This is a genomic window from Acidovorax sp., from assembly GCF_046291265.1.
In the GTDB taxonomy this organism is placed as follows: Bacteria; Pseudomonadota; Gammaproteobacteria; order Burkholderiales; family Burkholderiaceae_C; genus Acidovorax.
This window is the reverse complement of the sequence record NZ_JBKBTV010000064.1, coordinates 1-25,241: the sequence shown is the minus strand read 5'-3', so window position 1 is coordinate 25,241 and position 25,241 is coordinate 1. Positions and strand designations below refer to the sequence as shown.

19 protein-coding genes are annotated in these 25,241 nt (G+C 64.4%); 10 read left to right on the top strand and 9 right to left on the bottom strand.

The genetic code is table 11. The annotated features are described in order from the left end of the window. The first annotated feature begins 178 nt into the window (after nt 1-178). The 7 genes from ACK41V_RS19385 (at nt 179) to htpG (ending at nt 9,783) form a co-directional block, all read left to right on the top strand. On the top strand, nt 179-1,078 hold the full coding sequence (locus ACK41V_RS19385) for a DUF4394 domain-containing protein (RefSeq protein ID WP_409784720.1): 900 nt from the start codon (nt 179-181) through the stop codon (nt 1,076-1,078). Beyond that, the gene (locus ACK41V_RS19380) at nt 1,078-1,746 is read left to right on the top strand and encodes a methylamine utilization protein (protein ID WP_409784718.1); all 669 of its coding nucleotides are present in this window, start codon (nt 1,078-1,080) and stop codon (nt 1,744-1,746) included. The genes ACK41V_RS19385 and ACK41V_RS19380 overlap by 1 nt, the downstream gene beginning before the upstream one ends. Continuing rightward, nucleotides 1,743-4,079 (top strand): putative bifunctional diguanylate cyclase/phosphodiesterase, encoded by a 2,337-nt coding sequence (locus tag ACK41V_RS19375; RefSeq protein WP_409784717.1) that lies wholly within the window; start codon nt 1,743-1,745, stop codon nt 4,077-4,079. The genes ACK41V_RS19380 and ACK41V_RS19375 overlap by 4 nt, the downstream gene beginning before the upstream one ends. 361 nt (nt 4,080-4,440) lie before the next feature. Continuing rightward, on the top strand, nt 4,441-5,277 hold the full coding sequence (locus tag ACK41V_RS19370; protein WP_409784724.1) for a pseudouridine synthase: 837 nt from the start codon (nt 4,441-4,443) through the stop codon (nt 5,275-5,277). 55 nt (nt 5,278-5,332) lie between these two features. Further along, entirely contained in the window at nt 5,333-6,616 is a 1,284-nt protein-coding gene (locus tag ACK41V_RS19365; RefSeq protein WP_409784715.1) for an esterase/lipase family protein, read from the top strand. A gap of 99 nt (nt 6,617-6,715) precedes the next feature. Then, entirely contained in the window at nt 6,716-7,651 is a 936-nt protein-coding gene (locus tag ACK41V_RS19360) for an exopolyphosphatase (protein ID WP_409784713.1), read from the top strand. Nucleotides 7,652-7,809: 158 nt separating this feature from the next. Further along, nucleotides 7,810-9,783 (top strand): molecular chaperone HtpG, encoded by a 1,974-nt coding sequence (htpG, locus tag ACK41V_RS19355; RefSeq protein WP_409784711.1) that lies wholly within the window; start codon nt 7,810-7,812, stop codon nt 9,781-9,783. 158 nt (nt 9,784-9,941) lie between these two features. Here htpG and ACK41V_RS19350 read toward each other — a convergent pair whose 3' ends face one another. Then, a complete protein-coding gene (locus ACK41V_RS19350) occupies nt 9,942-10,250 on the bottom strand; it encodes a hypothetical protein (protein ID WP_409784709.1) in 309 nt (102 codons plus the stop codon). A 62-nt stretch (nt 10,251-10,312) separates the two neighbouring features. After that, nucleotides 10,313-13,183, bottom strand: a complete 2,871-nt coding sequence (locus ACK41V_RS19345; protein ID WP_409784708.1) for an ATP-binding protein — start codon at nt 13,181-13,183, stop codon at nt 10,313-10,315. 545 nt (nt 13,184-13,728) lie between these two features. Here ACK41V_RS19345 and ACK41V_RS19340 point away from each other — a divergent pair. From ACK41V_RS19340 to ACK41V_RS19330, 3 genes are all read left to right on the top strand, one after another. Beyond that, entirely contained in the window at nt 13,729-17,175 is a 3,447-nt protein-coding gene (locus ACK41V_RS19340; protein ID WP_409784706.1) for an IPTL-CTERM sorting domain-containing protein, read from the top strand. Between the two features lie 148 nt (nt 17,176-17,323). Then, nucleotides 17,324-17,950 carry an exosortase H gene (gene xrtH, locus ACK41V_RS19335; RefSeq protein WP_409784704.1) on the top strand — a complete coding sequence of 209 codons (627 nt, stop codon included), beginning with the start codon at nt 17,324-17,326 and terminating at the stop codon, nt 17,948-17,950. Nucleotides 17,951-17,975: 25 nt separating this feature from the next. Beyond that, nucleotides 17,976-18,593, top strand: a complete 618-nt coding sequence (locus tag ACK41V_RS19330; RefSeq protein ID WP_409784702.1) for an exosortase H-associated membrane protein — start codon at nt 17,976-17,978, stop codon at nt 18,591-18,593. A 6-nt stretch (nt 18,594-18,599) separates the two neighbouring features. Here the strand turns inward: ACK41V_RS19330 and ACK41V_RS19325 are convergent, their stop codons facing one another. The 7 genes from ACK41V_RS19325 to ACK41V_RS19295 form a co-directional block, all read right to left on the bottom strand. Continuing rightward, complete coding sequence (locus ACK41V_RS19325; protein ID WP_409784700.1) at nt 18,600-19,328, bottom strand: response regulator transcription factor; 729 nt, start codon at nt 19,326-19,328, stop codon at nt 18,600-18,602. A 165-nt stretch (nt 19,329-19,493) separates the two neighbouring features. Next, nucleotides 19,494-19,724, bottom strand: coding sequence for a hypothetical protein (locus ACK41V_RS19320; protein WP_409784698.1), 231 nt, complete (start codon nt 19,722-19,724; stop codon nt 19,494-19,496). 328 nt (nt 19,725-20,052) lie between these two features. Continuing rightward, entirely contained in the window at nt 20,053-21,144 is a 1,092-nt protein-coding gene (locus tag ACK41V_RS19315; protein WP_409784696.1) for a serine/threonine protein kinase, read from the bottom strand. A gap of 46 nt (nt 21,145-21,190) precedes the next feature. Next, nucleotides 21,191-22,285: a DUF2855 family protein gene (locus ACK41V_RS19310; protein WP_409784694.1), complete on the bottom strand. Its 1,095-nt coding sequence runs from the start codon at nt 22,283-22,285 to the stop codon at nt 21,191-21,193. 169 nt (nt 22,286-22,454) lie between these two features. After that, on the bottom strand, nt 22,455-23,891 hold the full coding sequence (locus ACK41V_RS19305; RefSeq protein WP_409784692.1) for a serine/threonine protein kinase: 1,437 nt from the start codon (nt 23,889-23,891) through the stop codon (nt 22,455-22,457). Further along, nucleotides 23,888-24,646 carry a metallophosphoesterase family protein gene (locus ACK41V_RS19300; protein ID WP_409784690.1) on the bottom strand — a complete coding sequence of 253 codons (759 nt, stop codon included), beginning with the start codon at nt 24,644-24,646 and terminating at the stop codon, nt 23,888-23,890. The genes ACK41V_RS19305 and ACK41V_RS19300 overlap by 4 nt, the downstream gene beginning before the upstream one ends. Nucleotides 24,647-24,781: 135 nt before the next feature. Then, nucleotides 24,782-25,165: a DUF1304 domain-containing protein gene (locus tag ACK41V_RS19295; protein WP_409784722.1), complete on the bottom strand. Its 384-nt coding sequence runs from the start codon at nt 25,163-25,165 to the stop codon at nt 24,782-24,784. Nucleotides 25,166-25,241: the final 76 nt, after the last annotated feature.

The window sequence follows — 25,241 nt, the reverse complement described above, 5'->3', positions numbered from 1 at the left end:
GAGCGAAAGTGAAACAGGTCACTGCATCGCTGTTTTGAGCAAAAAGTGCCTCTAGCGCTTATGGGTAAAGCGCTGATAGCTATAAAAATTGATGAATTTACCCCTGCCAAGGGTTACCCCCGGGGCTGCGGGGCAAAAGTCCCTCGGGTATAACCCGGTTACAGATGCGAGGCTTTGTATGAACCGTTTTTTCCGCCCCTTGGTCCGCCGTTCCGTTTGGGGCGCGCTGGTGGTTTCGTCGTTGCTGGCGGGTTGCGCGGCGCCCCCCGCGCCGGGGGCAGCCCAGCGCGAATTGGTGGTGGCGGTGACGGCTTCGCACGAACTCATCACGTTCAATGCCGGGCAGCCTGATCGCATTCTGGAGCGCCGCCCCGTCACCGGCTTGGCCGCGGGCGAGCGCCTGGTGGGTATCGATTTTCGGGTGGCGCGCGGGGTGTTGTATGCGCTGTCGCAAGCTGGGCGGTTGTACACACTGGACATCCCGACCGGCGCGCTGAAACCCGTGGGCGCAGCGCCTGCGGTGCTCGCGCTCAACGGCGCGGCGTTCGGCTTTGACTTCAACCCGGCGGCGGACCGCATCCGCGTGGTGTCCAGCACCGGGCAGAACCTGCGCCTGCACCCCGACACGGGTGCCGCGGTGGATGGCGACCCCGCGGTCGACGGCGTGCAGCCCGACCCCGCACTGCGCTACGCCGCGAGCGACGCCAACGCGCGCCGCGCTCCTGACATTGCAGGCGCCGCCTACACCTACAACACCCAGGACAGCAAGCTGACCACCAACTACGCCATCGACCGCGCACTGGGCGTGCTGGTCATGCAAGGCTCCCGCGAAGGCGCCACCCCGGTGGTGTCGCCCAACACCGGCCAGTTGCGCACGGTGGGCGCCCTGGGCCTGGGGCCGCTGACCGATGTGGCGTTTGACATTGCCGATGTGGGCAATACCGCCCTGATTGCAGTGCGCACCCCCACCGACAACCAGACCCGCCTGCATCTGGTGGACCTGGCCACCGGCGCCGCCAAGCCCCTGGGCAAGGTCGGCGAGGGCGCGCCCCTGCTGGGCATGGCCATCGAACCGTGATGAAACAAGGCCGCCCGCAACCGCACCGGCAGGTGGACCTGCCCCCAGCCACCCCCAACCGGTGGGCGCGGGCTGCGGTGTGGGGCGCGCTGCTGGGCCTGTGCGCTGCCGCGCACGCGGGCACGGTGCAGGTCGAGGTGCTGGATGGCGCGGGCAAGCCGGTGGCCGACGCGGTGGTGTTTCTGGATTCGGCCGAAGCGCGCAAGCTCGTCAAGCCGCTGACGGGCGCCGAGATGGCGCAAGAAAAAAGGCAGTTTTTACCGGGCCTGCTGGTGGTGCCCGTGGGCACCGAGGTGCTGTTCCCCAACCGCGACACGGTGCGCCACCACGTGTATTCGTTTTCTCCGGTCAAGAAGTTCGAGCTCAAGCTCTACACCGGCACGCCGTCCAACCCCGTGCTGTTTGACCGGGCGGGCGTCGTCGCCCTGGGTTGCAACATCCACGACCAGATGGTGGGCTGGATCCTGGTGGTGGACACGCCGTATTACGCGCGCAGTGCGGCAGCCACTGGCAAGGCACAGATCGACAACGTGCCTGCGGGCACCTACACGCTGCGCACCTGGCACACACGCCTGCCCGTCGGTGCGCCCGCGCTGGAGCAGTCGATCACGGTGCCAGCGACGGGTGTGGGTACGGCGTCGGTGCGTTTGACGGGGCTGCAGCCTTGACGCTGCGCTGGGCGCGGCGCAGCCTCATCCTGCGGCTGGTGGGGTTGTCGCTGCTGCTGCTGCTCATCGTGCAGGCCGCCGGTTTTGCGGTGGTGCGTGCCACCATCGACCGCAATGCCCGCGCCCAGATCGCCCGCGCGCTGGACCTGGACGAAAACGTGTGGCGCCGCCTGCTGGAGCAAAACGCCGACAAGCTGCGCCAGGGATCGGCCCTGCTGGCGGCAGACTTCGGCTTTCGGTCGGCCGTGAACTCGGGCGACCAGGAAACCATCCAGTCCGTGCTCGAAAACCACGGCAGCCGCATCGGCGCCGCCGTCACGGCGCTGCTGGACACCGACCTCACATTGCGCGCCGTGAGCCTGACCGACGACAGCATGGACGAGTTTCCTGAAACGCTGCGCCAGGTGGTGCCCCCGCTGGCCACGCAGCCCCTGGGCAGCCGGGTGGCGGTGATGGACGGCGTGCCCTACCAGTTTGTGATGGTGCCCATGCGGGCGCCGGTGGTGATCGGCTGGGTGTTGATGGGGTTTCCCATCGACCAGGCGCTGGCCGACGAAATGCGCCAGTTGTTGTCCGTCAACGTGGCGCTGGTCGTGACCGGCACCGACGGCGCCTTGCAGATTCCGGTCAGCACCTTGCCGCCCGAGACGCTGGCCGTGCTCAAGAACCAGGCAGTGATGCCCGACGAACTGCGCACGCCCGAGGGCACGCTGCTGGTGCGCAGCAGCCGCCTCGACAGCGCCAGTGGCGAGGTGCGGGCCTTGCTGCTGCGCTCGGTGGACGAGGTGGTGGCGCCCTACCGCCAGTTGCAGGTGCTCCTGGCCATCATCACCGTGGCGGGTGTGCTGCTGTTTGCCGTGGGCACGGGTCTGATGGCGCAGCGCCTGACCACGCCCCTGCGCTCCTTGCTGGCCGCCACGCAGCGTTTGTCGCGCGGGGAATACGACGTGCCGCTGGAACACACCGGCCGCAATGACGAAATCGGCAATCTGGCGCGCTCGTTCGACCACATGCGCGTGGACATCGGCACCCAGCAAACCGAAATCCGGCGCCTGGCCTACTGGGACCGGCTGACGGGCCTGCCCAACCGCGAGCGTTTTCGTGACGCCGTGGTGCAGGCGGGGGCCGGCAGCACCGCGACGGGGCAGCCCCTGGCCGTGCTCACGCTGGACCTGGACCGCTTCAAACACGTGAACGATGTGCTGGGGTATGCGTTTGGCGACCGCTTGCTGCAGGCCGTGGCCGAGCGCCTGACGCAACAGATGGCATCGCCCGATGACATGGTCGCGCGCCTGGGGGGCAACGAGTTTGCCCTGCTGCTGCAGCGCGCCGATGCCACGGCCGCCCATGCGCTTGCGCAGCGCATCAATCAGTCGTTTGAGCAGCCCATTGCGTTTGAGGACCAGACCGTGGACCTGAGCGCCGCCATTGGCTTTGCCTGCTGGCCGGGCGATGCGCCGGATGCCGACACGTTGCTCAGCCGGTCGGAAATCGCCATGTATGCGGCCAAGCGCAAGCTCAGCGGGGCCTTGCAGTACGACGCCTCGCTGGACTCGGCCAGTGCACAAACGCTGTCGCTGCTGACCGAGCTGCGCCGTGCGGTGGAGCACAACGAACTGCGCCTGTTTTTGCAGCCGAAGGTGTCGCTGCACGGCCAGGCCGGGATGGCAGCCGAGGCGCTGGTGCGCTGGCAACACCCGCAGCGCGGGCTGGTGCCGCCCATGCAGTTCATCCCCTTTGCCGAACAGACCGGGTTTGTGCGGCACCTGACGCTGTGGATTTTTGAAGAAGTGGCCCTGCTGCTGGCCGACCCGCGCACGCGGGGCATGCCGCTTCGGGTGTCGGTCAACCTGTCGACCCGCGACCTGCTGGACCCGGAACTGAGCAACCGCCTGGCCGCCATTTTGGTGCGCCATGGGGTGCCCGCCACGGCGTTCTGCCTGGAGATCACGGAGAGCGCCATCATGGACGATCCCCAGCGCGCCGAGGCCATGCTCAACCGCCTGTCCGAGCAGGGCTTCAAACTGTCCATTGATGACTTTGGTACCGGTTATTCGTCACTCGCTTACCTCAAACGCCTGCCGGTGGATGAACTCAAGATCGACAAGTCCTTTGTGATGGGCATGGAGACGGGCGAAGACGACGCGATGATCGTGCGTTCCACCATCGACCTGGCCCACAACCTGGGCCTGACTGTGGTGGCCGAAGGGGTGGAGACGGCGGCGATTCTGGAGCGGCTGCGAGAGTTGGCGTGTGACGAGGCGCAGGGTTATCACATGGCCCGACCGCTGCCGGTCGATGATTTTCTGGCCTGGCAGGGGCGCCAGGGGTAAGCTTCGGTCTGCTTCCTCACTGGCCTCGGATGCCGTGGCGAAAACGCGGATTCATTCTTGAAATTTGGCCCACCTGGCCCCGCAGGCGAAAATACGCGCAATGTCTTCTTCCAGTTCCCGCCCGCCTGCCGGCCCCGCCGCCCCCGCTACCCCTTCTTTGCCCTCTGCGCCCGCAGAGCGCCCGGTGCTCCGTCGCCCCACGTTGGCAGCCAAAGCGGCGCCCGCCCGGCCCGCGCCGCCGCCTCGGCCTGCCAGAGCGCCCGCACCTCCCAACTACCGCACAGCGTCGGGCCCGTTTGTGGCCCCGGTTCGCCAGGCGCCCCCTCGCCAGGAGCCCGTGCGGGCGCCCGCCACGTTCACCGTGGACGGCGTGGTTTCGTCCCGCTTGAACAAGCGTATGGCCGAGTTGGGCATGTGCTCCCGTCGCGAGGCGGATGATTGGGTCGCTCAGGGCTGGGTCAAGGTCAATGGCGAGGTCGCCGAGATGGGTATGCAAGTGCTGCCCACGGACCGCATTGAGGTGGACAAGGTCGCGCAGGGTTTTCAAGAGCAACGCGTCACCATCTTGCTGCACAAGCCCATGGGCTATGTCAGCGGCCAGGCCGAGGACGGCCACACGCCCGCCGTGGCGCTGATCAACCCCCGCACCCACTGGCGGGACGACCCCAGCCGGAATCGGTTTTCGCCGCCGCAATTGCGGGGCTTGGCGCCTTGCGGGCGTTTGGACATCGACTCGGTCGGGTTGCTGGTGCTCACCCAGGACGGCCGCGTGGCGCGCCAGATCATTGGCGAGGACTCCGAGATGGAAAAGGAGTATCTGGTACGGGTGGTCTACCAGGCGCCTGGCCAGGCGGTGCCACGCCATCCCAGTGAGCGCTCCGCGCCGCTGCAGGAAATCGATGAGCGCGATCCTGTGAGCACCAATGTGCAGGCGGTGTTTCCGCCCGAATTGCTGGAGCGCCTGCGCCACGGCCTGAGCCTGGATGGCCAGCCGCTCAAGCCCGCCAAGGTCGATTGGCAGAACCCCGAGCAACTGCGTTTTGTGCTGACGGAGGGCAAAAAACGCCAGATCCGCCGCATGTGCGAGCAGGTGGGCCTCAAAGTGGTCGGCCTCAAACGCATCCGCATCGGCCGCGTGACCCTGGGGAATCTGCCGGTAGGGCAGTGGCGCTACCTGTCGCCCAACGAGCGATTTTGAGCATGGACGGGCTCAGCGCGCTCACCGCCTTGCATTTCTGACCGGAGCCTTCTGCATGCCCAATCCCCCGCGTCCCCGCCCCGCTGCTGCTGGTGCCGCCAAGGCCCCCAAACCCAATCCGCTGCGCCAGCTGCGCGCCTCCGACCTGCGGGGCATGGCGCGGTTGGCCACGCAGGCCACTACCGGCATCAGCCGCGTGGCGGAAGGGGTGCACCAGTCGGTGCTGGGCACGATGGGCCTGCCTGGTGGGGCTGAACCGGGCCGCACCCGGGGGCTGACCGGCCTGGTCTACCAGAGCATTCGCGGTGTGACGCAACTGGTGGATGCTGGCTTGCAAGCGGGTTTGGCGCGGTTGGAGCCGTTTTTTGCGCAAACTGCGCCCACGACGGCGGTGCAATGGGAGCGCGAAGCCGTCATTGCCGCGCTGAACGGCGTGATGGGCGATCGCCTGGCCCGCGACAACAACCCGCTGTGCACCCGCATGGGGTTTTATCAAGCAGGCTTGCCGCTGGATGTGCTTGCCTTGGCCGCCTCCGGTCCTGCCACCAGCAAGCTGCTGGTGCTGGTGCATGGCCTGTGCATGAACGACCTGCAATGGCTGTGTGAGGGCCATGACCATGGTGCCTACCTGGCGCAGACGCTGGGTTACACACCCGTTTACTTGCGGTACAACACGGGCCTGCACACCTCCACCAACGGAGCTGAGTTGTCGAGCCAGCTGGAATCGCTGGTGGCAGCGTGGCCCGTGCCAGTGACGGAGATCGCAGTGCTGGCGCACAGCATGGGCGGCCTGGTGGCGCGCAGCGCCTGTGGGCAAGCGGCCGCGCCCGGCGCGCCGCCCAGCCGCTGGCTGCCCCTGCTGCGCCACCTGGTCTTCCTGGGTACGCCCCACCATGGCGCGCCGCTGGAGCGGGCGGGGCACTGGGTCGATGCGCTGCTGGGCAGCACGCCGTATTCACGGCCGTTTGCGCGCCTGGCGCAGTTGCGCAGTGCGGGCATCACCGACCTGCGTTACGGCCATGTGCTGGACTCCGACTGGGTGGGGCGTGACCGCTTTCGAAAAAGCCCCGACCAGCGCACGCCCGTACCCCTGCCCGAGGGCGTGGCCAGTCATGCCGTGGCTGCCGCCGTCGCTCCTCGGCGCAGCCCGGCGGCTGACCGCCTGGTGGGGGATGGGTTGGTGCCATTGCACAGTGCCCTGGGCATCCACGATGATGCAAAGCGAACCCTGGGGTTCCCCAAGCAGCGGCAAGCCGTGTTCTACCGTCTGGGCCACCTTGCTTTGCTGGGTGACAAGGGGGTGGCCCGGCAGGTTGAACAGTGGTTGCGATCTCCATGAAAAGCCGCCCGGACGGGGCCTTTTTCCTTGCCGACGGCGTTGCCGGTGGCTGGACCCCCGCTACCATGTGCCCCAGTGAATCGTATTAAGGAGAATTTAGTGAGCGATGTGAAATACCGCCTGGTCACCCGCAGTGACTTTGACGGCCTGGTCTGTGCCGTGCTGCTCAATGAACTGGACCTCATTGACGAAATCACCTTTGTCCACCCCAAGGACATGCAGGACGGCAAAGTGGCCATCACCAGCCGCGACATCACCACCAACCTGCCCTACGTGCCGGGCGCCCACCTGGTGTTTGACCACCACGAATCGGAAACCATCCGCAACTCGGGCCGCCGGGACGAGAACCACATCATCGAAGCGCATGCCCCTTCTGCCGCGCGCGTGGTCTACAACCATTACGGCGGCAAGGCCGCCTTCCCGCGCGTCACCGACGAAATGATGGCCGCGGTGGACCAGGCCGATTCGGCCCAGTATTCGCGCGACGACATCCTCAACCCCCAAGGCTGGGTGCTGCTGAACTACCTGATGGATTCGCGCACGGGGCTGGGCCGGTTCCGCGAGTTCCGCATCAGCAACTACGCGCTGATGATGGACCTCATCCAGTACTGCCGCGACCACACCATCGAAGAGATATTGGCGCTGCCGGATGTGCAGGAGCGCGTGAACCTGTACCGCGAACAGGCTGCCAAAGCCAAGGAGCAGTTGCTCAGCTGTGCGATTTCCATCGGCAACCTGGTGGTGCTGGACCTGCGCGATGAAGAAACTATCTGGGCCACCAACCGGTTCATGATTTATGCGCTGTTCCCGAAGGCCAACATTTCCATCCATGTGATGTGGGGCCTGCAAAAGCAGAACACGGTGTTTGCCACCGGCAAGTCCATTTTGGACCGCAGCAGCAACACCCATGTGGGCAACCTGATGCTGGAGTTTGGCGGTGGCGGCCACGCCGCGGCGGGCACCTGCCAGGTGGCCAACGACAAGGCCGACGCCATGCTCAAGACGCTGATCCAGCGCATCAACGCCGACGGTTGAACCGCTGGGCCCAACGGCGGCCATGCACTGGCAGCCCTTGAAAAGCCCTGAGTTGCCCCTAAATCACGCCTGCTGGTTCGGCAGGCGTGATTTTTTGTGCCGGGCCCTTTTGTTTCCTGTTTTGTATTGACCCATTTCGACTGAGAGAGAAACCTCCCATGAGCAAGCAAACCCTGTCGTTCCAGGCCGAAGTGGCCCAGCTGCTGCACCTGGTTACCCACTCGCTGTACTCCAACCAGGAAATTTTCCTGCGCGAGCTGATCTCCAACGCGTCCGACGCCTGCGACAAGCTGCGTTTTGAGGGCCTGAACAACTCCGCCCTGTTTGAAGACGCGCCCAACCTCGAAGTGCGCGTGAGCTTCGACAAGGCCGCCAAGACGCTCACCATCACCGACAACGGCATCGGCATGAGCCAGCAAGAGGCCATCGACCACCTGGGCACGATTGCCAAGAGCGGCACCAAAGACTTCATGGGCAAGCTCAGCGGCGACCAGAAGCAGGACGCCCAGCTCATCGGCCAGTTTGGCGTGGGTTTCTACTCCGGCTTCATCGTGGCCGACAAGATCACCGTGGAATCGCGCCGTGCGGGCCTGCCCGCCGAAGAAGGCGTGCGCTGGATCAGCGGCGGCACGGGCGACTTCGAGGTGGAAACCATCAACCGCCCACAGCGCGGCACCAGCATCGTCCTGCACCTGCGCGACGATGCCGAGGAATACCTCAACGCCTGGAAGCTCAAGCAAGTCATCGCCAAATACTCGGACCACATCAGCCTGCCCATCCTGATGGAAAAGGAAGAGTGGAAAGACGGCGAGCTGATCACCCCCGGCGACGAAAACGGCGGTCGCCAGCCCGGTGGCATGGTCAAGACCGGCGAATGGGAAACCATCAACAAGGCCAGCGCGCTGTGGAGCCGCCCCAAGAAGGACGTGACCGAAGAGCAGTACACCGACTTCTACAAAGCCATCAGCCACGACCAGGAAGCCCCGCTGACCTGGGCGCACAACCGCGTGGAAGGCAACACCGAGTACACGCAGCTGTTGTACATCCCCGCCAAGGCACCGTTCGACCTGTGGAACCGCGACAAGAAGGCCGGTGTGAAGCTCTACGTCAAGCGCGTGTTCATCATGGACGACGCCGAGGCGCTGATGCCCACCTACCTGCGTTTCGTCAAGGGCGTGATCGACTCGGCCGACCTGCCCCTGAACGTAAGCCGCGAGCTGCTGCAGGAAAGCCGTGATGTGCGTGCCATCCGCGAAGGCTCGACCAAGCGCGTGCTGAGCATGCTGGAAGATCTGGCCAAACATGACAAGCACGAAGCCACGGCCGGTGACGACGCCGTGACGGACGTAGTCGACGCCGACGACAAGGCCAAGGAAGGCAAGTACACGGCGTTCTATGCCGAGTTCGGCGCCGTGCTGAAAGAAGGCCTGGGCGAAGACTTTGGCAACCGCGAACGCCTGGCCAAGTTGCTGCGTTTTGCATCCACGACCAGCGATATCGCCACCGTGGGCTTTGCCGACTACAAGGCGCGCATGAAGGAAGGCCAGGAGGCGATTTACTACATCACCGCCGACACCCTGGCCGCCGCCAAGAACAGCCCGCAGCTCGAAGTCTTCAAGAAGAAGGGCATTGAAGTGCTCTTGATGACCGACCGCGTGGACGAGTGGGCGCTGAACTACCTGCACGAGTTTGACGGCACTCCGCTGCAAAGCGTGGCCAAGGGCGCGGTCGATCTGGGCACACTGCAGGACGAGGCCGAGAAGAAAGCCGCAGAAGAAGCCGCCGAAGCCTTCAAGCCCGTGCTGGCCAAGCTGAAAGAAGCGCTCAAGGACAAGGCCGAAGACGTGCGTGTGACCACGCGCTTGGTCGACTCACCCGCCTGCCTGGTGGTGCAGGACGACGGCATGAGCACCCAACTGGCCCGCATGCTCAAGCAGGCTGGCCAGCAAGCGCCTGAGACCAAGCCGGTGCTGGAGGTGAACGCCGAGCACGCGCTGGTCAAGAAGCTGGACGGCAGCGTGCATTTTCACGACCTGGCCCACATCCTGTTCGACCAGGCGCTGCTGGCCGAAGGCGGCCTGCCCGAAGACCCGGCCGCCTATGTGAAGCGGGTGAACGCTTTGCTGGTCTAAATATTGGTCAAAATGGCCTCTAGCGCTTATGTATCAAGCGCTGATAGCTATCAAAATTAAAGCAAAACCCTGGGGTGCCATCGCACCACCGGGGTTTTGTGTTTTTGGCTGGCTTCTGGATGGGCGGACCCAGAATGCCCCTGTCTGTCCGGCTGGGGCTAATCCTCGGCCTGGGCCTGCTCCAGGATGCGCGAGTGCGCCCGGTTGCGCTCCAGCGGGTCGGCCTCCATCAGTTCTTTGAGCGCGCCTTCGGGCACCAGCAGTCCCTTGCGTCGGTCGGTTTTCACGGGCAGGTTGCGCCAGCCCGAGAGCACCAGCCAGTCCCACAGCTCGCGGGGCAGGGGCTGGTTGACGGCCATCTTGACCTGCCCGCGGATGATGAAAGCCCCCACCTGGGGCAAAGGGCCCACCGGCGCAGCCTTGCGCTTTTGGCGGATGGAAAAAAGGTTACGAAGCAAATCCTTCATGGGCTGACCAACTCGCTGGGGGATGAAAGTGCTTGCAGCATAGCCCAGGGCGACCCGATTGCTCAAGACCGCGGTGGCTCTCCGGGCGTTGGCGGACCCCCGAGGAGTGTCTGCATGGCGCGCAGCTGCATCAGGCCTTCCTCTGCTGCGGCAGTCAGCGCCTGGTACTGCTGGACAACGGCTTGGGGCTCCCGGGCGCGGGCAGCGTTTTCCAGCGCCTGGGCCACGTCGTTGAGCCTGAGCAACCCAAAACTCCCCACCGAACCGCCCAGCGCATGTGCCTCGCGGTACGTTGTTGCCCAATCCTCACGGTGGACGGCAGACTGGATCACGGACATGCGGCGTTCGCAGTTGCGGATGAAGTGGGCCAGCAACGTGCGCAGACTGGGTGGATCGAACAGCACGAGAAGTTCTTCAAGGATGCGCGCGTCAAACGGCGCGCGCTGCAGTGGCGCATTGGGCAGAGGTTGCGGTGTCGGCGCCGGTGACGGTTGCGCTTTGGCTGCAATGGGTGAGGTCGGGTGGGCGGGCTGTAGCCAAGGCGCAAGCGTCCGCCACAGAACATCTTCGAGCAGCGGCTTGGCCAGGTAGGCGTTCACTCCCGCCGCATACGCCGCCTCGATGTCGGCGTGGGTGGCGTTGGCAGTCATGGCGACAATGGGCAAATCGCGCCACTGGGGCAGGGCTCGCAGGGCACGGGTGGCGCTCAGCCCATCCATCACGGGCATCTGCATGTCCATCAACACCGCGGTATAGGTGTCCGGCGGGGCGTTTGCCAGCTGTTCCATCGCTTGAGCGCCATCGGCGGCGCTGTCTGCCGTGATGCCTGCGTACGCAAGCAGCCCACAAGCCACCTGCAGGTTCAAGGGGTTGTCGTCCACCACCAGTACGCGCTGCACGAGGGGAATGGACGGTACCAGCGCCAGCTGCGGAGGCCCGGACTCGTCGGTTGGCATGGCAAGCGGCTCTGGCGCGCGCTGCACGCGGGCAGTGAACCAGAAGGTGCTGCCCTCACCGGGCGTGCTGTGCACGCCCGCGGAACCCTCCATCAGCTCGGCCAACTGGCGAGAAATGACCAAGCCGAGTCCGGTGCCGCCAAACCGGCGGGTGATGGAGGTATCGGACTGGTGAAAGGGCTGGAACAACTGTGCCATCTGGGATTCGGTGAGGCCCATGCCCGTGTCCCTCACCTCGCCGTGCAGAACAAGGCCTTGAGCGTCCTCGGAATCGATCCGCAGCGCTACGACGACCTCGCCTTTCGCCGTGAACTTGATCGCGTTCTGAACGTAGTTGATCAGGATTTGCGCGATGCGTTGTGGGTCTCCCATCAGATGGTCCGGCACTTCGTCGTCGATGTGCACCTGCAGCGCCAAGCCCTTGCGCAGCGCCTTGGGTGCCAGCATGTCCATCACGTCAGACAGAACGTGTTGCAGCGCAAATGCGCGCTTCTCCAGCTGCAGGTGACCGCCATCCATCTTCGAGAAATCCAGGATGTCGTTCACGATGCCCAGCAGATGTTTGCTAGAGCGCTGCATCTGCTCCACGCGCTCTTGTTGTGCTGTGTTCAGCGGCTCCTTGAGCGCCAATTGCGACAGGCCGAGGATCGCGTTGAGCGGTGTGCGAATCTCGTGGCTCATCACCGCAAGAAATTGAGCGCGGTCGCTTGCGGCCTGCTCCGCGGTGTCCTTGGCTTCGCGCAGCGCCTGGGCTTCCCGTTTGCGGTCGGTCACGTCCAGCCACACGCCGTTGAACATCGCGCCGCCGTCGGGCAAGGGGCGGGCGGTGGCCAGGGTGCGCAACCAACGGGGGCCATCGGGGCCGTCGTCCACTTGCACATCAAAGTCCACAGGGCCCAGGGTGTGCATGCTGGTGGTGAATGCCTCCCGTACACAAGTCTTCAATGCATCGTTCGCACCATAGGCCTCTTCGATGGGGCCTTCGGTCCGTCGCAGCGCCTTGGCGGGTACACCAGGCAAGTGGGCGGCCTTGTCGCTGACAAACAAAAATTGGCACCAACCGTCGGTGCGCAGTTGCATCTGGAACACCGCGCCTGGAATCGCACCCGTCAAGTCGACCAGTTGTTCGGACAGCCGTCGCGCTTCGGCACTTGCCACCACCTCCGCAGCCAACTGATCAGCCCGCTGCATGCTGTCTTTGAACACCTGCAGCGCTCTGGCCATGGTGCCCACCTCGTCGCGTCGTTGCGTGCCCGGTATGGCCTCGGCGTAGTCCCGTGCGGTCAGCCGCTCCATGATGCGTGTGAGGTGAGCCACGGGGCGAGAAATCTGGGACACCGCCACGTAGGCGGACAACGCAATCACCATCGCCAACCCCAGCGTCACTGCCAGTGTCGTGGTCCAGAGCGTGCGGTCTGTGGCCGCATTGGTTGAGGCGACAGAGGCTTCGAAGCGGTTCATATACCGCTGACGAAGTGCGCCTACATCGTCACTCAGCGCCCGAAGTGCGGGTTCGAAACGTTCGCGCACGATGCGCTGCGCTTGCCCCTCTGAATGAATGTCAACGGCCTCGGTGGCCTGCGTTGCCTCATTAAAAAGTGCAGATGCTTTGGCGGCTAGCAAACCGATATCGGAGGCAGATGCGGGCTGCATCTGCGTGACTGCGTCCAGTTGGGCCATGAAGGCGCGTTGCATCGTGCGCACCTGATGCGCCGCGCTTTGCCGACGCGTGGCATCCTGATCAAAGACGGCTGTATGAACGGTGCGCCGGGTTTCACTCAACGTTGCCGCGGCATCGCCGAGGTGGGTCGCCAGGCGCATCTCGGACTCAATGAGTGAGCGGTAGTTCTGGTCCACGCTGAGCATGCTGTTCAGCGCGTAGCCCATCACCGCCAATGAGATCGCACCCATCAATGCCACGAGCAAGGCGATCTTGGTGGCGAGTGGGCGGTGGTGAAAAAGGCGCTCGGAAATCATGAGGAAATTCGCGTGCGTGGCGCGTAGTTCACCGTGCCAACAGGTGTGCAGATCGGAGCATCACACCCACGCTCGGCAGCCCCAGCGCGGCATGCGGCGAACTGGCGGATTGCGTGTAATTCCCCGATTGACATGCACCCGAGTTTAGGTTGGAGCGTGGTGCAAAGAACACGCCACCCACCCGTCAAAAGTTAACGATTGTGGCCCGGCGCGCAGCGCGTCTCTGGGCCGATAGATTCGAGCCCTGCATTCAGCCGCCGCGGTCAGGGCGCGTCTCCGTACTCCCTCGTGCCGAACTTTTTTGCCACCCCGAAAAGGGGCCTGGTGAGGTCGCGGCGTGGATGAAATTTTTGCAGTTCACATCAGGAGAATCTATGTTCGACCATGTAGTGCGATGGCTATCGCGCGGGCTTCCCACGAGGATGCACGCAGCGCAATCTCATAGTGATGCGAGTCCCTCCGGGTTGCGCAACACGGCAGGTGGAGCGGGCGTCCCCGCCACACGAACTACAAGCGCGGTCCAGCAGTTTCGCTGGCTGTTGCTGGTGGGCGGACTCTTCGCCGGGGCTGCATTTGCGCAGTCGGCCGACATGGTGCTGGCCCAGCATGTGGTGACGCCTGATCCAGTACCTGCCGGGGGTATCGCAACGATCACGATCACGGTCAATAACAACGGGACGTCTTCAGCGACCAATGTCAGGTTGACTGACACCATTCCGGCAGGCTCTACCTTTGTCAGCATGACCGCAAGCAACGGCGGTACCTGCACAGCGGTGGCGCCGTATGTCTGCACTTGGGCGTCGATTCCGTATCTCGGCTCGCGCACAGTCACATTAAGGGTGACGCTGCCTACCGCTGCTGTGTGGACCAACTCTGCAGCGCTTACTTCTGACACGGCTGACAACAATGCCGGCAACAATTCATTGACCCGGAACATTACCGTGGTTGCGGCCGCCAACTTGGCTGTGTCGGCGACTTCCTCCGCCGGTGGCCCCATTGCGGCTGGCACGCCTTACAACTACGCGGTCACCGTCACCAACAACGGCGGGCCAGACCCGTTGCCGTCGGGCCAGTCGCCCAGAGTCACCTTCAATGTGCCGACAGGCGCCTCTGTCACAAGCCGACCGACTGGCACGGGTTGGGACTGCCAACCGTCCAACGGCTATCCGCGCACCGCTCCCGCAGGGGGGGGCGCGGGCACAGAGATCACCTGTTCCCGGAGTGATGGCTTGGCCCCTGGTGCGAGTTTTCCAATCATTACCGTGCCTGCGGTCGCCAACGTCACTGGTGCGGTAGACGCCACTTTTGATGTCAGGTCCAACTTTCCGGATGGCGATACCAGCGACAACGTCGACACGGAGACGGTGACGCTCACCGCTGGCACCGACATGACCATCACCAAGACCGCCGCGCTGGCCGCGGGGGGAGGGGGAACGCAGGCCACTTTCACGCTGACTGCGCGCCAGCTAGGCGGCTCGCCACCCACCAACGTGACGGTGACGGACACACTGCCTGCAGGTCTTGACTATGTCAGCCATTCCGCAGCCGCGCCTTGGGTCTGCGATTTCGGCACGACCGTTGCTGGTCGACTGACCTGCACTTACCCAGGTACCTACGTTGGGGGGCCATTCACTAATCTGCCCTCCATTTCGTTGGTGGCCAACGTGTCTGGGATCGGCGACATCCCCAACACGGGAACCGTCTCGGCAGCCGAGACCGATGCGAATGGTGTCAACAACACCAGCACCGTCACCGTCAACAACTCTGCCGACCTGCAGATCTCCAAAAGCCCCAGTGTGAACCCGGTGGTGACAGGTGCCAGCTACGACTGGAACATCGTGGTGCGCAATTTTGGACCGATGCCGGTGCTCACAGGCCAGGTCATTACCGTCACCGAAACCATTCCGGCGGGAATGTCATTGGCAGCCCTGCCTGGCGGGTCGCCATGGAGCTGTCCTGCCCTGCCCGCAGCCGGTCCAGTCACGGTGACTTGCACGCATACACGCAGCAGCAACCTGGCGGTTGACAGTAACGCCCCCACGCTGACCATTCCTGCTACCAATACCAGCGCGGGCCCACTGACCAACAACGCTTGCCTCGCCCTCAGTGGCGGTGGCCCGGTGGAGGCTGGTGACACCCCCGGGTTTGAGCGGAATTGTGTCGGTGCCGGTATCACAGGCACCACCGGGGTGAATTCTGCGGACTTGCAGATCGCCAAAAGCGTAAGCCCTGCCTCGGTCGTGGTGGGCCAGAATCTCACGTACACCATCGTCGCTACCAATCTTTCGACGACGGTGGATGCGACGAATGTGCATGTGTATGACACAGTGAACAACCTTGTCGCCACTGGCGGCCTGCAAAGCATCACCACAACGCAGGGCAGTTGCTCACCTGTGGGTCCCTATCCGCTGAACGCTGCTTCCCAGGACGTCGATTGCAACCTCGGTACGCTGCTGCGAAATGGTGGCTCCGCGACGGTCACCATCGTGGTGCGCCCCAACAACATCACCGCGGCGGTACTTGCTCGCGGCAATACGGCCACCGTCAATTCGCTGGACGTGGGTGACCCAGACCGGAGCAACAACAGCGCCACCGTGAGCAGCAACGTAGAGCCGCGCGTAGACGCGACCGTCACCAAGACGGTGAACCCCAGCAGCAATGTGCGCGTAGGCCAGCCGACCGTATATACGGTCACGGCGCGAAATGGCGGTCCATCCAGAGCTAACGAGCTCATCATCACCGACGTGATGCCTCCCAATACCGCGTTTGTCAGCGTCGGCACGCCGTCGAACAGCGGAACCTGTTCGACCGTGCCAGCGGTGAACTCCGTTGGTGGCACGCTCAGTTGCCGCTGGACCAACGTGGATGCGAACAGCAACCGCACGGTCACCTTTACCGTGCGTCCATTGGCCGCTGCACTGGGCACCACCATCAGCAACACCGTCAACGTGACCGTGGGAGCTGGAGACACTGAAACCGATACGACCAACAACTCGTCAACGATCACAACCAACGTGATCGCATCTTTGGTCGACATCCTGGTGCAAAAGACCGACAGCGTGGATCCCGTCGCCTTGGGCGCGGAGACGATGTACACCGTCACCATCCGCAACGCCGGCCCTTCCATTGGCACGAATCTGGTGATGACCGATACCTTCCCGAATGCGGGCAATACGGCGCGGTTCAGCTACCGGGGCAGCCTGACGGCAACCGTGGCAGGCGTGAACGTGCCAGCACCTGCGTGTACACAGCCCGCAGTGGGGGCAATGTCCGGAACCCTGCAGTGCACTTTTCCCACCATCGGCGTGGGAACATCCGAACAGGTCGTATTGACCTACCGCATGCGGGCTGAGAGCATCATCACTGCTGGGACCTACTCGGGGACTCAGGGCAACCACGTCACGGTGGCGGTGGACGAGAACGAAACGCAGACAGCCAACAACGTGGTGGACGAAGACACGACGACGAGTCGCGGTGCACCTGCAGTGGGCAGCGAGATTGACCTTGGCATCGCCAAGACCACCAGTGCTGCCAGGGCAACGCCCGGCACTGAGTTCGACTACACGCTGCGTGTGACCAACATGCAACTGGCAGGCAGTGGTCGCGACGTGGTGCCAGCCAATGGTGCGCAGGTGACGGATGCACTTCCAGCAGGACTTGCGTTTGTCTCGGCACCAGGTTGCTCGTACGACGGCGCGTCTCGTCAAGTGGTGTGCGTGATTGCCAGTTTGGCGGCGGGCGCTTCCGTCGACTTCACGGTCCGCGTTCGAGTGGACTCTCCGTACACGGGGCCGGCGACTTTGAGCAACACGGCTTGCGTCGATATGCCTGCGGATCCAGTGGGCGGAAACAACTGCTCGACCACACCGAAAACAGTGGGCACCCCACCGCCGACTTCCATTCCGACACTCTCCGAATGGGGCATGATCTTGCTTTCCATGCTATTGGCTTCCCTGGCTTTGCGTGAGGTGGCTCTTCAGCGTCGCCGCTAGAACCACTCAGCGGCAGCGGTGAAGCTGTTCGAGAGCCGGTATGCTTGCCTGAGCATCCGGCTCTTTTTCTTGCTGCCAAGGCCGTGTTCAGTCCGTGGTCTCTTTGTGCCGAATCCTGAGCTTTGGTGCAAATCTCCTGATTTTTTCTATGCTTCGATTTTTCCTGCTCTTCCTCACAATCCAGCTCACGTTTTTCGGCATCAACATGCTGGGCGTGGTGCAGCAGCATCTGGTGCTGCCGTGGACCGCGCTGTTGGCACGGATCTGCGTGGCGCTGGTCACACTTTTCGATTCGACGGCGGCCGCTGCTGGCAAGGTGCTGTGGAACACGGTGACCGGATTTGGCGTGTCGATCGAGCCCGGCTGCAATGGCATCGAGGCCTGCATCGTGCTGTTTGCGGCCGTCATCGCATTTCCGTCTACCTGGCGGCACAAGCTGATCGGGCTGGTAGCAGGCTTTGTGGCGGTGCAGGCACTGAACGTAGTGCGCGTGATCAGTCTGTTCTACCTGGGGCAGTGGAATACGGACGTGTTCAATTTTGCCCACGAATACCTGTGGCAGGCGCTCATCATGCTGGATGTTCTGGTTGTCTGGCTGCTGTGGGTGCGCGCTGGTAGCAAGGCGCAGGCGCGGTCCGAGCCACCGCCGCCGTCCGACGAGCCACCTACACCGCCCACCCCACCGGTGCAGCCTGTCGCTCCAAGAGCGGCGCCCACAGGCCCCCTTGTCAGCACGTCGCTCGATCTGTCGCCGCCCGTGCGGCCCACGGCCTGATCCGGCTGGAAAGAACGGAGTGCCCATGCGTCGCCCTTCCGCACTGACGATCTTCGTGCTGTCCGCCTTCGGGTGGATCGTGGTCCTCACAGCTTTGTGGTCGCAGGTGTCCGCCTGGACCTCTTACCCCGTGGGCGTGCTGTCGCACATCGCGTTGGAGCAGAACGCCCGCATGTGGGTGCGGCAGGTGCACCTGTCTCCCGGCAACATGGAGGTGGACACCGCCATCTCCGTGCCGGTGGCAGAAGCCGGCGGCCGCCGTGGAGAAATCACCATTGAAGCCAGCCCCGCCCGTTACGCCTACGGGTTGCCTATCTTCCTGGCGTTGGTGTTGGCTGCGCGGGGCAAGGGGCGGGTGGGGCGTGCCATTGCAGGGTATGTGTTGTTGCTGCCGTTTCAGGCGCTGAGCCTGACCATGTATTCCCTCATGCAGATGATGCTGGCGGCGCAGCTGAACCTGCGGTTGCTGCGCATCTCGCAATGGCAGATGGAGGCGATTGTGTATGGCTACCAGGTCGGCGCGCTGGTGCTGCCAACGCTGGTGCCCATTCTGGTGTGGTTGTGGATGGACCAGAGGTTTGTGAACGACGTTCTGGTGCGCGGGTGGCGCGAGTCGGTGGCGCCCGCGTTGCCACCGACCTGAATCTGCTCAGTGTGTAGCTTCTGCCGGGGTGCGGCCCGGCGCGGTCGTGCCCGGTCCGACCGGATCCAGCCGATACCCCATGCCATAGATGGCCGTGATCGTGTAGCCGTTGGCGTCCGTCAGTTCGAGCTTGGTACGCAAGCGCGATACATGGGTGTCCAGCGACCGCGACGGAGCCTCGTTGGTGTCGCCCCAGACCACTTCGCGCAGGTGCGCGCGTGACAACAGTCGACCGGGGTTGCGGAACATGAAGAGCGCGAGTTCGTATTCGCGGTTCTTGAGTTCCACCGTTTGGCCGTGCACTGCGAGTGAGCGTTTGTCTGCATCAAAGCAGTAAGGTCCGAACACCAGCCGCATGCCCATGGCCTCCGGGAACGCGCGGCGCATCAGTGCGGTGGTGCGCGCCACCAATTCACCCATGCGCAGCGGTTTGGTCATGAAGTCATCGGCACCGCAAGCCAACGCGTGGACAACATCGCGTTCGTCCTGGCGGCGGGTGATAAACAAGATGGGGAGCTGCGGGCCGCCGATCTGGCGCACGGTCTGCACAACCTCTGTGCCTTCCATGTCGGGCAAATGCCAGTCCACGATCAGCAGGTCAAAGGTTTCGTGCCTCACATCTTTCAGCAGGCTGGTACCGCTGGCGTAGGTGTGGCAGACGTGGTGGTGGCGCTCCAGCGTCCCTTTGATCAGCTCCAGCAGGATCGGGTCATCGTCAAGAACTGCAATGCGCATGGTGTTCGGGCGGGAGGCATCGACCTCCCCAAAATATCAAAAGAAAACTCCCCCCAATGGGGAGTGCTTTGATGGTGCCCGACATCAGTTCGCTGTGCGTGTGGGTTGACAATGGTTTGCAATGTGCCGCGCCCAGGCTACCAAGAGCCTGGGGCAAGACGTTCTTCAGGTGGCGTGGCGGTGCTGCACCCAGCGCATGCCTTCCCGGGTGGCGTAGTGGGCGGCGGTGGCGTGGTCTGCAAACACCGGCACAAGACGCATCACGCGGTCGTGGGTGCCGCGGCCAGAGCCGGAGCGGATCGATACCGAGGCGGCGTAGCGGCCGTCGTCGAGCATGCGGGTCAGGGGCGAGATCAGGTATTTGCCAACAATGGTGTTGGGTGCGGTCAAAGTCATGGAAAAGCAGGCCGCAAGCAGTGCTTCGGCGTCGTCAAAAGGGGATAGCAAAATGGGCAGCCTGGGCGCTGTCCGGGTGATTCGATCCTGGTCGCAAACCTCGCTCGGAGGTTTCAAAAATCCAGGAGAGCACCGACAGGATCCACAAGAGCGTGGAGCGGATCCTGGGTGGCCAGACGTCGGTAGTGTCTGGCCCAGTGGCACAAGGGCCACATGATCAACGGCGGAGCGCGGACCTGCAAGGGTCTAAATAGCGCGCCATTATGAAAACTTGGCTTTATCGAAACGCTGATTATATAGAAGTTCGCTTTGGTGTGCTCAAAGACGCTCAAATGCTCAACGGTTCTTCTTGCATGGCCTCAATCTGCTCGATCAACATGTCCACTTGCCCGCGCCAGTAGTCGCTGGTGCCAAACCACGGGAAGTTGACCGGGAAGATCGGGTCTTGCCAGCGGCGCGCCAGCCAGGCGCTGTAGTGGATCAGGCGCAGCGTGCGCAGCGGTTCGATCAGTGCCAGCTCGCGGCGGTCAAAGCTGCGGAACTGCTCATAGCCGTCGACCAGTGCGCTCAACTGGTGGGTGCGCTGGCGCCGGTCACCCGACAGCAGCATCCACAGGTCCTGCACGGCCGGGCCCATGCGCGCGTCGTCCAGGTCCACAAAGTGCGGGCCGCCGCGGCCCCATTCGTCCAGCGGGGTCCAGAGGATGTTGCCGGGGTGGCAGTCGCCGTGTAAACGGATGGCGGTGGTATTTTTTAAGCAAAATTGGCCTCTAGCGCTTGATGGATAAGCGCTAGTAGCTATCAAATCAAGAGCTTTGTCGCATTGCTCCTTCCAGGCGGCTTGCATGTCGAGCGGAATGATGCCCTGCGCTAAAAGCCAGTCGCGCGACGCGGTGCCAAAGGTTTGCGCATCCAGCAAGGGGCGGTGCACAAAAGGCTGCGCTGCACCCACGGTGTGGATGCGTGCCAGAAAGCGGCCGATCCATTCGAGCACCTCAAAATCATCCAGTTCAGGCTGGCGGCCGCCGCGCCAGGGGCTGACCGAAAACGCAAAACCGCCGTGCTGGTGCAGCGTGCTGCCGTTCAGCACCAGCGGGCCCACAGCGGGCACCTCGGCAGCCATCAGTTCGGCGGCAAAGGTGTGTTCTTCGAGGATCTGTGCGTCCGTCCAGCGGCCGGGGCGGTAGAACTTGGCCACCACACGTTCGCCGTCTTCCAGCGTGACCTGGTACACCCGGTTTTCGTACGACGACAGGGCCATCAGGCGGCCATCGCCATAGAGCCCCACGCTGGCCAGCGCGTCCAGCACGTGGTCGGGGGTGAGGCGGGCGTAGGGATGCTGGTCGTTGGCGGTGTCAGCGGTGCTGGCGATGTTGTAGTTGTGGTCGGCTTGGTCGTCGTCAGGGGGCAGTGCAGTCATGCCGCATTGTCGCTGCCAGCCCTGCCGCAGCCCCGGTTCACTGGCGTCAGCCCGCCTGCATCGTGGCGATGTGCCCGGCGCGCGGGTCGCTGCTGCCGGCCAATACGGACGCAAACAGCGTCTGCGTGGCCTCGGGCCCTGCGTGGTGCTGCACCACCAGCCAAGGCTGGGGTGGTGCTGCCACGGCGTCGCTGAACTGGTTCCAGGCGGCCAGCAGTCGGTCGTTCAGGCCTTGTGCGCCCCAGTCCGCGTGCCGCTTCTTGACCTGCGCTGGCGCAAAAAACATCACGGGGCGTGGGCCGGGCAGCTGGCCTGCGCCACCCAGGTCCTGCACATGGCTGGCGCCCACCGAGCAGCTGTAGGCCAGGCCGGTGAAGTGGGCATGGATGCGCTGGCGCAGGCCCACGCTGCCTGCAAAGTCGATGTACACGCTGGGCGTGGCGCCATCGAGCTGATCCAGCGCGTCGTAGGTCACCACGCGGCTGTAGCAGCCCAGGCTTTCGCAAAACGCCACGTTGCCGGGCGAGGTGAGGCCGATCACCTCGATGCCGCTCCGCTGCGCCAGCTGGAACGCGGTGCCGTAGGCCGTTTTGCTCGATGCGCTGGACAGCAGCATGCGTTTTGCGCCAAAAAACTGCTGGTCCGCCAGAAAGTCGTCGATGAGCCACGAGGTGATGAACAGCGGCCGCAGCAGCGCCTGCACGTCTTCGTTGTCGGCGCGGTACAGCCCGTCGGCGCTGGTGCGCAGATAGTGGTTGTACACAGCGTGCAGGCCCGCGCGATGGGGTGCCCCGTCGCTGAAGCCTTGGGGTGTGGGCCGCTGGGGCGACAACACGGCGTGGCTGGCCATGGGCCAGTAGCCATACAGCCGCTCGCCCACAGCGATGGCCGGGTGGGTGGACTGCAGCACCGAGCCAAACCCCCACACAGGCACGATGCCCCAGCCGGGTTCGCCGGTGGGGAAGAACTGCCAGTAGTTCAGCATGTCGCCCAGGGCGGCATAGGTGATGTTGTTGGCGGTCAGCGCAAACTGCTCGACCCGCACACGCACCTGGCCGTCGGCAAGGGCGGTGTCTTCGGTGGTCGACAGGCGGGTGGTGGCCAACTGGTCCTGGCGCACGAGGAGGGTGGTGGTGCTCATGCCTCCACGCTAAACGAAAGCGCCGTGCGGCTCAAGCGGTGTGCGCCGCCTGGGTGACAGCAGCGCTGCGGATTCACACCCACTTTCCTTCATGCGTCGAAAGCGGGTCACTCGTGGCTTCGGCACGCTCAGCCCGACCGGGAAGGGCATGGCGAAGCGCGAAGCCATGTCACCCCGGGAACGACTGGCCCAGTTGCTCGAACGGCAGCGCCTGTTTGACCAGGATGACGGTGCAGGGCGCGTCGCGCGCCACGCGAATGGGCACCGTGTCAATAAAACGCTGCATCTGCAGCCCGTGGGTGGCCGCGCCCACGATCATCATGCTGACATGGTTGCTGGCCGCATAGCGCACCAGCGCGTGGGCCACATCACCGGCTTCGAGCACGTGGTAGCTCACGGTGTGCCCGGTCAGGTCCAGCGCTTGGGCCCACTGGCGCAGGCGGGCCATGTGCTGGCGGTGCAGCGTGGTTTCGCTGCGGTTGTCGTCGCTGATGCTGCTGGCGCCGGGGGAGATCACCGTCACGCAGGCCAGCCGTGCGCCGGGGCGCATGCCCAGCGAGCGGGCCACGGCCTGGCGCAGCGAATACAGCGTGGCATCGCTCACATCGGCATGTGGCACGGCCACCATGAGGATGGGCGTGTCTTCGATCTGCTGGGAGGGCAGGGGGCTGGGCTGGTAGTGCATGCCGGCCGCTCGCAGCCAGCGCTTGAAGTGGGTGGAGAGCGGCGTGCGCTCGGTGCGTTCACCGCGTTCGGTGATGTGCACCTGCCCGGGGTGCGACAGGTCAAACGCCAGGTGCGCGGCCGAGGGGTAGCGGTGGGAGGCCTCGGGCTCCAGGCAGCGCAGGATGATCTCTTGCAGCCAGGGCGGGATGTCGGCGCGGCGCTTGCGCGGGGGCGCGGGCGTCATCCACAGGCGCTGGCGCATGCCGCCGCGGGTGGCGGGGGCGCCAAAGGGCAGTTCGCCCGTGGCCAGCTCGTACAACATGACACCGATGGCAAAGATGTCGCTGCGCGGGTCGCCGCGCACGCCCACGACCTGCTCGGGCGCAATCCAGGCGGGTGAGCCCACGGCCTGGCGCATTTCCTCGGCCAGCAGGTCCGGGTAGTGCGCGTGGCATGACAGGCCAAAGTCCAGCAACACGGCGCTGCCGTCGGCCTGGATGAGCACGTTGTCCGGTTTGAGGTCGAGGTGGCACACGTTCTGCTGGTGCAGGCTGTGCGCAGCGCGCGCGGTGGCCGCGCCCAGGCGGGCTATTGTTGCGGTGTCGCAGCGTTCGGGCGCATCCACCCAGTGCTGCAGCGTCTGGCCGGGGATGTATTCCATCACCAGGTAGGGCAGGCGCACCAGATCGCCTGCGGCCACAAAACGCGGCACATGCGGGCCATTCAGCACGGGCAGGATCTGCAGCTCCACCTCGAAGCTCACGATGTTCTCGGCCCCATCGCCCGCCGTCATGCGTGGGATCTTCATCGCCATCGGAAAGCCGGGGCTGCGGCCTGCCTGCGCGTACTCCACTGCGTAGATGTGCGCCATGCCACCTGCATGGATGCAGTCCACCACACGAAAGCCGTCGATCTCGGTGCCGGGGGCGAGCAGCGTCATTGGCCATGCTCCAGGCGGTCCGCGTAGAAACCCGGGAGGCCCGCTGCGCGGATGGCGGCGGCGGCGGCCAGGTGGTCATACGGCACGCGGTAGAAGGTGATCTGCCGCGCCGTGTCGTCAAACATGGCGTACATGGCGCGCGCATCGCCATCGCGCGGCTGGCCCACCGAACCCACGATGCCCAGCCACTGGCGGTGCGGCGGCACCGGCACGGGCACGCCGGGCTCGGGTGCAAAACGCATGAGCTTGGCGGTGGGCGTGAGGAAGTACAGCGCCTGTTCGTGCACATGGCCGCAGAACACGTAGCGGATGGCCGGGTCGATGGCCTGGGCGGCCGTCATGCTGCGCTCGGCGGCGTTGGCGTCTTCCACATAGCGCCATTGCTCGGGGTAGTCCACGCTCGCATGCACCAGCAGCGCGTTTTCGCTCCAACGGGCGGTGAGGGGCAGCGATTGCAGAAAGGCGATGTGGTTGTTGCCCAACTGGTCGTGGGTCCATTGCGCGCCCAGCTCGCTGCGGTTGCGCGGGTTGGCGGGCGGCGCGAGCGCCATGGCGTCGTGGTTGCCCAGCACGCAGAGCGCGCCCTGGCGGACCAGATCACGGGCCAGCTCCACCACCGCCACGGGTTCGCCGCCGTAGCCCACCAGATCGCCCAGCAGCGCGAACTGCTCGGCGCCCTGGGCGCGTGCGTGCTGCAGGCAGGCGTCCAGGGCCTCGCGGTTGGCGTGGATGTCGGACAGCAAGGCGATCTTCATGGGGTTGTCTCCAGCCCCATCATCGCGCGTGTCGCTGAATGCCAGCTTGCAAAGGTCGATGGCCTGTGCGGATTGCAATTAAAAATAGCTGCCAGCGCTTACTGGGTAAGCGCTGGCAGCTATGGTTTTTGATGTTTAGTGGTTGCGCTGTGTGGCAGGCTTGTCAAAGGCCAGCACCAGGCCCAGCGCAATGATGGCGGGCAATGCCTGGCTGAAGAAAATCTTGGGCGCTGCCGTGGCGGCACCAAACACCCCGGCCACGATCACGCAACCCAGGAAGAAAATCTTGAACAGCCGGTTGTGGGTGAACAACCCCCAGAACAAACCCGCGGCCAGGAAGCCGTTGTACAGCCCCTGGTTGGCCGCCAGCGTGGTGGTGGCGTCAGCCAGCTCCTGGGTCAGGTTGAAGGTCTTCAGGCCCAAGGGCTTGTTCCAGAAGAACATCTCCAGCACCAGGATGTACACATGCTCGATGGCCACCAGGGCCACCGCGATGCGAGGGATCAGCAGGCGGCCCATAGCGGAGAACGTGTTGGCGGCCTCGCAGCGGCCGCGTTGGAGCGCAATCGGGATGAGTGGATGCTTCGGGTGCGCT